7 protein-coding genes are annotated in these 7,332 nt (G+C 72.5%); 6 read left to right on the forward strand and 1 reads right to left on the reverse strand.

Annotated elements, in window-relative coordinates; genetic code table 11:
* Window positions 1-3 precede the first annotated feature (3 nt).
* Together BU52_RS09130 and BU52_RS09135 are read left to right on the forward strand one after the other, a co-directional pair.
* Entirely contained in the window at window positions 4-1,413 is a 1,410-nt protein-coding gene (locus tag BU52_RS09130) for an ATP-binding protein (protein ID WP_037931003.1), read from the forward strand.
* 11 nt (window positions 1,414-1,424) lie between these two features.
* The gene (locus tag BU52_RS09135; RefSeq protein ID WP_037931005.1) at window positions 1,425-2,933 is read left to right on the forward strand and encodes a type IV secretory system conjugative DNA transfer family protein; all 1,509 of its coding nucleotides are present in this window, start codon (window positions 1,425-1,427) and stop codon (window positions 2,931-2,933) included.
* Here BU52_RS09135 and BU52_RS09140 read toward each other — a convergent pair.
* Window positions 2,922-3,488, reverse strand: a complete 567-nt coding sequence (locus BU52_RS09140; protein WP_107061117.1) for a GNAT family N-acetyltransferase — start codon at window positions 3,486-3,488, stop codon at window positions 2,922-2,924. The genes BU52_RS09135 and BU52_RS09140 overlap by 12 nt on opposite strands.
* A gap of 103 nt (window positions 3,489-3,591) precedes the next feature.
* Here BU52_RS09140 and BU52_RS09145 point away from each other — a divergent pair, with 103 nt between their 5' ends.
* The 4 genes from BU52_RS09145 to BU52_RS09160 are packed head-to-tail and all read left to right on the forward strand — an operon-like array spanning window position 3,592 to window position 7,321.
* Window positions 3,592-4,557, forward strand: a complete 966-nt coding sequence (locus BU52_RS09145) for an ABC transporter ATP-binding protein (protein ID WP_037931008.1) — start codon at window positions 3,592-3,594, stop codon at window positions 4,555-4,557.
* On the forward strand, window positions 4,554-5,339 hold the full coding sequence (locus BU52_RS09150) for an ABC transporter permease (protein WP_037931011.1): 786 nt from the start codon (window positions 4,554-4,556) through the stop codon (window positions 5,337-5,339). The genes BU52_RS09145 and BU52_RS09150 overlap by 4 nt, the downstream gene beginning before the upstream one ends.
* Before the next feature lie 45 nt (window positions 5,340-5,384).
* A complete protein-coding gene (locus BU52_RS09155) occupies window positions 5,385-6,653 on the forward strand; it encodes a sensor histidine kinase (protein ID WP_235216295.1) in 1,269 nt (422 codons plus the stop codon).
* Window positions 6,650-7,321: a response regulator gene (locus tag BU52_RS09160; RefSeq protein ID WP_037931016.1), complete on the forward strand. Its 672-nt coding sequence runs from the start codon at window positions 6,650-6,652 to the stop codon at window positions 7,319-7,321. The genes BU52_RS09155 and BU52_RS09160 overlap by 4 nt, the downstream gene beginning before the upstream one ends.
* Window positions 7,322-7,332: the final 11 nt, after the last annotated feature.

Raw genomic sequence — 7,332 nt, forward strand, 5'->3', positions numbered from 1 at the left:
GATATGCGGGATCCGCTGTCCGTCGTCACCGACGCCTTCACGTCCTTCCTGTTCGGGAAGGTCGAGACGACACGGCTGCCGGTGCGCACGTCCACGGGCCAGGCGCAGGCGGTCTACCTCCCGACCGCCGCCCCCGGCCTCGGCGACTCCGGCGTCATCATCGGCCGCGAGGTCTACTCCGGCAAGGGCTACATCTACGACCCCTTCCAGCTCTACGGCCAGCAACTGCCCGCCCCGCACTGGCTGGTCCTCGGCGAGTCCGGCAACGGCAAGTCCGCGCTGGAGAAGACCTACGTCCTGCGCCAGCTCCGGTTCCGCGACCGCCAGGTCGTCGTCCTGGACGCACAGGGCGAGGACGGCGCCGGCGAATGGAACCTCATCGCCCAGGAGCTGGGGATAACGCCGATCCGCCTGGACCCGAGGGCCGCGCTCGACCAGGGCATCCGGCTCAACCCGCTGGACCCGGCGATCACCACCACCGGGCAGCTCGCGCTGCTGAGGACCATCATCGAGGTCGCGATGGGCCACGGCCTGGACGAGCGCGCCGGCTTCGCCCTCAAGGTCGCGCACGCCTATGTCAACGAGTCCATCGTCGAACGCCAGCCGGTCCTCTCCGACATCGTCGAGCGACTGCGCCACCCCGAACCCGAGTCGGCGGAGGCGATGAACGTCGCCATAGACGACGTACGGGCGTGGGGACTGGACGTCGCCCTGGTCCTCGACCGCCTGGTCGACGGTGACCTGCGCGGCATGTTCGACGGCCCGACGACCGTCGGCATCGACCTCGACGCGCCGCTCATCGTGTTCGACCTGTCCCACATCGACCGCAACTCCATCGCCATGCCGATCCTCATGGCGATCGTCGGTGTCTGGCTCGAGCACACCTGGATCCGCCCCGACCGGAAGAAGCGCATCTTCCTGGTCGAGGAGGCCTGGCACATCATCAACAGCCCGTTCGTCGCCCAGCTCTTCCAGCGCCTGCTGAAGTTCGGCCGGCGGCTCGGCCTGTCGTTCGTCGCGGTCGTCCACCATCTGTCCGACGTGGTCGACGGAGCGGCGGCCAAGGAGGCGGCGGCCATCCTGAAGATGGCGTCCACCCGGACCATCTACGCCCAGAAGGCGGACGAGGCGAGAGCCACCGGCCGGGTCCTGGGCCTGCCCAGGTGGGCCGTGGAGATCATCCCCACCCTCACCCCCGGCATCGCCGTCTGGGACGTCAACGGCAATGTCCAGGTGGTCAAGCACCTGGTCACGGAGACCGAACGCCCGCTGGTCTTCACCGACCGCGCGATGACCGAGTCCTCCGCCGACCTCTCCGACGACGCCCTGCGCGCCGCCGAACGGGAGGCCGAGGAGCGGGCGGCCGCCTTCGTGGAGCAGCACGTCGGCGACTCCGAATCGACGGTGGCGTAGAGGGAGTACGGGTGAGACCGGACGATCACCGCGGGCAGGGCCGCACCGGCCAGGGCGGCATCCCCGACGGGCTGCTGCTCGGCATCCTCGCGTTCCTCATCGGCGTGACCGTGATGGTGTGGACGGCCACAGGACTCGCCGGCCTCTTCGCCCACGGCCACTGGCCGCCCGGCGTCACCTTCGCCCGCACCCCCGTGGCCATGCGCCACCTCGTCGCCGAACCGCGGGACGTCCCCGGCGCCTGGCCGGACACCCCGGAAGCCGCCCTCTCGGGGTACGGCCTCTTCTGGGGCCTGTTCATCAGCCAGCTGATGGTCCTCGCCGTCCTGACGGTGTTCGTCGTGGGCACGGTGGCCCGCTGGAGAGCGGTACGGGCACGGCGCCGGGCGGAGCGGGCGACGGCGGTCACGCGGCAGCGGCCGGAGCCGAAGCACCTGCCCCAGCCAGAGCCGCAGCCGACGCCGGAACCTGCCCACGAGGTACCGGCCCCGAGGGAGCCCGCGGAGACGGCTCCGACGAAGGATGAACCCGAATCCCCGGCCGCACCTGCCGCCGCCGGGGAAACGGCGGGCGGACCGGAAACCCCCCGCCCCGTCGGCGCGGGGGTCCACTTCGGCCCGCCCGCAACCCGCCACCCCACCGCGGCCCAGGCCGTACGCGACGCGGAGGGACCCGTCCTCGTCCTCACCTCCCACCCCGCCCTCTGGCACGACACCAAGGACGCCCGCGCCAAACTCGGCCCCACCCACCTCTACGACCCCACGCACCTCTGCGACACCCCGGCCCGCCTCCACTGGTCCCCCTCCGCCGGCTGCGAGGACAAGGACACGGCCAGAGCCAGAGCAGCCGCACTCCTCGCCCCCGTACGCCCCACCTCCCGCCTCGACCAGGCGGTCGGCGACACCGCCGAGACACTGCTCCGCAGCTACCTCCACGCCGCCGCCGTCGACGGCCGTACCGTCCGCCACGTCCACCGCTGGTCCCAGGGCATCCAGGTGCACGACGCCGTACGCGTCCTGCGCACCCACCCCAGGGCCGCCCCCGGAGCCGCCGGCGAACTCGAGGCGGCCCTCACGGCACATCCCGACCGCCGGGACATGGCCCAGCAGGTGACCACCCGCGCCCTGTCCGCCCTCTCCACGGTCAACGTCCGCGAGGCCTGCACCCCCCACCGAAATGATGCCCTCGCCTTGGATTCCTTCATCCACGAAGGGGGCACGCTTTATGTTGTGGGCGAATCCATCGAGGATCCCCGCACCAACCCGGGCGCGATGCCCCTGCTGACGGCGCTCGCCTCACACGTGGTCGAGCACGGCCGGCGCATGGCCGAACGGTCATCCTCCGGTCGGCTCGACCCACCACTCACCCTCGTCCTGGACGACGTGGCGGCCGTCGCCCCGCTCCCCCAGCTGCCCGCGCTGCTCGCCACCGGCACCGACCAGGGCATTCCCACACTGGCCCTGCTCCGGTCCCGCGAACAGGGCAGGGCACGCTGGCCCCACGACGAACTACCGGTCTGACCCCGGGCGCCCGACGACCATCTCCAGCTCCCGCTCGTCCGGCCTGCCCGCCAGCGGCACGGTCACCCCACTCTCCACGAACCCGGCCTTGCGGTAGAACCCCAGCGCCCGCGCGTTCCCCGGATGCACGATGAGCCGCACGCGCTCCACCCCACGCCCCCACGCCCACTCCAGCGCGGCATCGAACAGCGCCTTCGTCAGCCCGCTCCCCCGGTGCCCGGGCGTCACGTACACCCCCACCAGATGCCCCTGCCGCCGCTCAACGGGGCTCCCGGCCCAGTCCGTCGTACCGGCCTCCTCGATCAGCACGGCGACCGTGCCCACCCAGCTCCCGTCCCGCGCCTCGGCGACGAACTGCCGCCCCCCGCTCGCCCCTTCCGCACCGTTCGCCGTGCGCTCCCGCCAGTACGCGTCCGGCCGCGCCACGGCCTCTTCGTAGCTGTCGAGGAAGGCGAGATGCGCCACCGGATCCCGCAGAGCGGTCAGCCGCAGCTCCTTCGCCGCGCTCCACTCCCGCGCACGCACCGGCCGGATCACACAGTCCTCGAAGGGCATCGCACTCATGGCCGCCACCGTAGTACCGCGGTACCACGCCCCTCACCCCGAATACGGCCCGCGGTCCGACGCCCGCCGCCCCCGCACGGACGAGCATCGACCCATGATTACGGCTCAGGACCTCACCAAACGCTACGGCGACCGCACCGTCGTCACCGGCCTGTCCTTCACCGTCCGCCCCGGCACCGTCACCGGATTCCTCGGCCCGAACGGCGCCGGCAAGTCCACCACCATGCGGATGATCCTCGGCCTGGACGCCCCCACCCGCGGTCACGCCACCATCGGCGACCGCGCCTACGCCGCCCACCCCGCACCCCTCACCGAGGTCGGCGCGCTGCTGGAGGCCCGCTCGGTCCACCCCGGCCGCACCGCCTTCCACCACCTGCGCGCCCTCGCCCACACCCACGGCATCCCCAGAAGCCGCGTCGAACACGTCCTGGGCCTCACCGGCCTGACCGAGGTGGCCCACCGCCGGGTCAAGGGCTTCTCCCTCGGCATGGGCCAGCGCCTCGGCATCGCCGCCGCCCTGCTCGGCGACCCGGCCACGGTCATCCTCGACGAGCCGGTCAACGGCCTCGACCCCGAGGGTGTCCTGTGGATCCGCACCCTCCTCAAGTCGCTCGCCGCCGAGGGCCGGACGGTCCTCGTCTCCTCCCACCTCATGAGCGAGATGGCCCTCACCGCCGACCACCTGGTCATCATCGGCCGCGGCCGGCTCCTCGCCGACACCACGGTCACCGACTTCGTACGCCGCTCCGGCGCCGGCACCGTCAAGGTCGTCACCCCCCGGGCCGCCGACCTCGTACGCCACCTCACCGCGCCCGGCGTCACGGTCACCACCGACGCGCCCGGCCACCTCACCGCGCCCGGCGTCACGGTCACCACCGACGCGCCCGGCCACCTCACCGTGCACGGAACCGACGCCGAACACATCGGCCGCACGGCCGCCGCCCACGGCATCCCCCTGTACGAACTCACCCCCGGCACCGCCTCCCTGGAGGAGGCGTTCATGGACCTCACCCACGACGCGGTCGAATACCCCGCCACCCTGGAAGGAGCGGCCGCATGACCACCGCCACCGCCGTCCGACCCCACCGGGTCACCCCCGCCCGCGTCCTGCGCTCCGAGTGGCACAAGCTGTGGACGATCCGCTCCACCTGGATCAACCTCGTCGCCACCAGTGTCCTCACCCTCGGCATGGGCGTCGGCATCGGCGCGGCCTACGACGGCTCGGGCGAGGGCGGCCTCGACACGGTCGTCTTCGTCCTCCTCGGCACCCAGTTCGCCACGATCAACCTGGCCGTCCTGGGCATCCTCGCCACCGCCGGCGAGTACTCCACCGGCCAGATCCGCACCACCATGACCGCCGTGCCGCGCCGCCTGCCCGTCCTGTGGGCCAAGGCCGCCGTCCTCGCCGCGGTCGCCCTCCCCCTGTGCCTGTGGACCAACCTGCTCACCTTCCCCCTGGCCCAGGCCTTCCTCACCGACACCGACCAGTCGGCCGCCCTCGGCGACCCGGGCGTCCTGCGCGGCCTCGCGGGCAACGCCGCCGCCCTCACCCTCCTCACGGTCATGGCCCTCGGCCTCGGCGCCGTCACCCGCTCGATCCCCATCGCCATCGGCGCGTACATCGGCCTGGTCATGATCGTGCCGGAAGTCCTCACGGTGCTCCCGTACGCCGTCGTCGACGACGCGGTCCGCTACTTCCCCGCCCAGGCCCTGCAGTCCCTCACCGCCGCCCGTCCCGCCCCGGACGCCCTCTCCCCCGGCGCGGCCCTGCTTACCCTCGCCCTCTGGGCCGCGGTGTCCCTCGCGGCGGCCGCGTCGACGCTCCGCCGCCGGGACGTCTGACCCATGCCGTCCCCCGTGTTCCCCCCGCCGGAACGACCCACCACCATGGACCCCGTGGCAGACGACCAGGGGGCCCCGACACCGGCGGGACGGACGACGGAACCCCTCACCCAGTACATGCAGCGCGTCAACCAGCGGGTGCGCGCCTTCGACCGGCGCCACCCGCTGCTGTGGGACCTGCACTTCACCGCCTTCTGGGTGACCGCCGCCCTCATCGACTACGCCGGCGACGGCTGGCGCAACGTCACCCACAACCCCGACGCCCCCGGCTGGTTCCTGCTCACCCTCAGCCTCGGACTCTCCGTCCCGCTCCTCCGCCGCCGCACCGACCCTGCGGCGGTCCTGCTCGTCATGACCCCGTTCGCCCTGGCCAACGCCTGGTCCGGCACCGCACTCCAGGCGGCGCTGCTCCAGCTCGTCGTCATCTACCACATCGCCCTGCGCACCCCCTTGCGCACTCTGTGGTGGGCGGCGGCCCTGACGCTCGCCCCCGTGGTCGTCTCCACGGCCCGCCACGGGGAGGGTGAGTGGAACCAGCAGATCGGCTCCCACCTGACGTCCGTCGCCGTGGCCGTCCTCATCGGCATCACGGTCCGCACCCGCCAGAACTACACCGAGGCCCTGGAGGACCGCGCCCGTCGCCTGGAGATCGAACGCGACCAGCAGGCCCGCATCGCCACCGCCGCCGAACGCGCCCGTATCGCCCGCGAGATGCACGACATCATCGGCCACAACCTGTCCGTCATCACAGGTCTGGCCGACGGCGGCAGGTACGCGGCCGCCAAGTCCCCGGAACGCGCCGCCCAGGCGCTGGACGCCATCGGCACCACCAGCCGTCAGGCCCTCGCCGAGCTCCGCCGCCTCCTGGACGTCCTCCGCGACGACGACACCGCCCACCCCGCCGCACGAACCCCCCAGCCCGGCCTCACCGACCTGGACCGGCTCGTCGACGGCGTCCGCACCGCGGGACTGCCCGTCCACACCAGCGTCGAGGGCCGGGCGGCCCTCGCCCCGGGCCGTCAGCTCACCGTGTACCGGGTCGTCCAGGAAGCCCTCACCAACACGCTCAAACACGCCGGCCCCGACGCGACCTCGGACCTCGCCATCGCCTACGGCGACAAGGGCGCCGTCACGGTCACCCTCACCGACACCGGGAGTGCCACACGGCCCAGCGTGCCGTCCGACGGCCGTGGCATCCCCGGAATGCGCGAGCGCACGGCCCTGTACGGCGGCACACTCGAGGCCGGTCCACGCCCGCACCCCGAGCGCGGCTGGCGCGTCCACCTGCACCTACCGGAGGAAAACCCGCAGTGACCACCGTCCTCATCGCCGACGACCAGCCCCTGCAGCGTTTCGGCTTCCGCATGCTCCTGGAGAGCCAGGACGACCTCACGGTGCTGGGCGAGGCGTCCAACGGCAGCGAGGCGATCCGCATGACGGCCCAGCTGCACCCCGACGTGGTCCTGATGGACATCCGCATGCCCGGCCTGGACGGCATCGAGGCGACCCGCCGCATCGTCGCCACCGGGGACCGTACCCGCGTCCTCATCCTCACGACGTTCGACCTGGACGAGTACGCCCACGCGGGCCTCCGTGCGGGAGCTTCCGGCTTCCTCATCAAGGACGCCCAGCCGGAGGAGCTCCTCTCCGGCATCCGCTCCGTCGCCACCGGGGACGCGGTCGTCGCCCCCAGCCTGACCCGCCGCCTCCTCGACGCGTACGCCCACCACCTGCCGGCGGGCGGCGCCGCGGAGGGCGCTTCCCAGGTCGACCCGAGGCTCTCCGCCCTCACGGAACGGGAACGCGAGATCCTCACGGTCATCGGCAAGGGGTGGACGAACAGCGAGATCGCCGCCCGCCTGCATCTGGCGGAATCCACGGTCAAAACACACGTGGGCCGCATCCTCGCCAAGACGGGCTCCCGGGACAGAATCCAGGCGGTGATCCTGGCGTACGACTCAAAGCTGGTCGAGCCTGCCTGAAAGCGCCCCTG

Source organism: Streptomyces toyocaensis, assembly GCF_000725125.1.
In the GTDB taxonomy this organism is placed as follows: domain Bacteria; phylum Actinomycetota; class Actinomycetes; order Streptomycetales; family Streptomycetaceae; genus Streptomyces; species Streptomyces toyocaensis.

Excerpts from the sequence above, each read along its gene's own strand:
- BU52_RS09130 (WP_037931003.1), top strand. The coding sequence starts at position 4 with ATGCGGGATCCGCTGTCCGTCGTCACCGACGCCTTCACGTCCTTCCTG.
- BU52_RS09140 (WP_107061117.1), bottom strand. The coding sequence starts at position 3,488 with ATGCCCTTCGAGGACTGTGTGATCCGGCCGGTGCGTGCGCGGGAGTGG.
- BU52_RS09145 (WP_037931008.1), top strand. The coding sequence starts at position 3,592 with ATGATTACGGCTCAGGACCTCACCAAACGCTACGGCGACCGCACCGTC.
- BU52_RS09150 (WP_037931011.1), top strand. The coding sequence starts at position 4,554 with ATGACCACCGCCACCGCCGTCCGACCCCACCGGGTCACCCCCGCCCGC.
- BU52_RS09155 (WP_235216295.1), top strand. The coding sequence starts at position 5,385 with ATGGACCCCGTGGCAGACGACCAGGGGGCCCCGACACCGGCGGGACGG.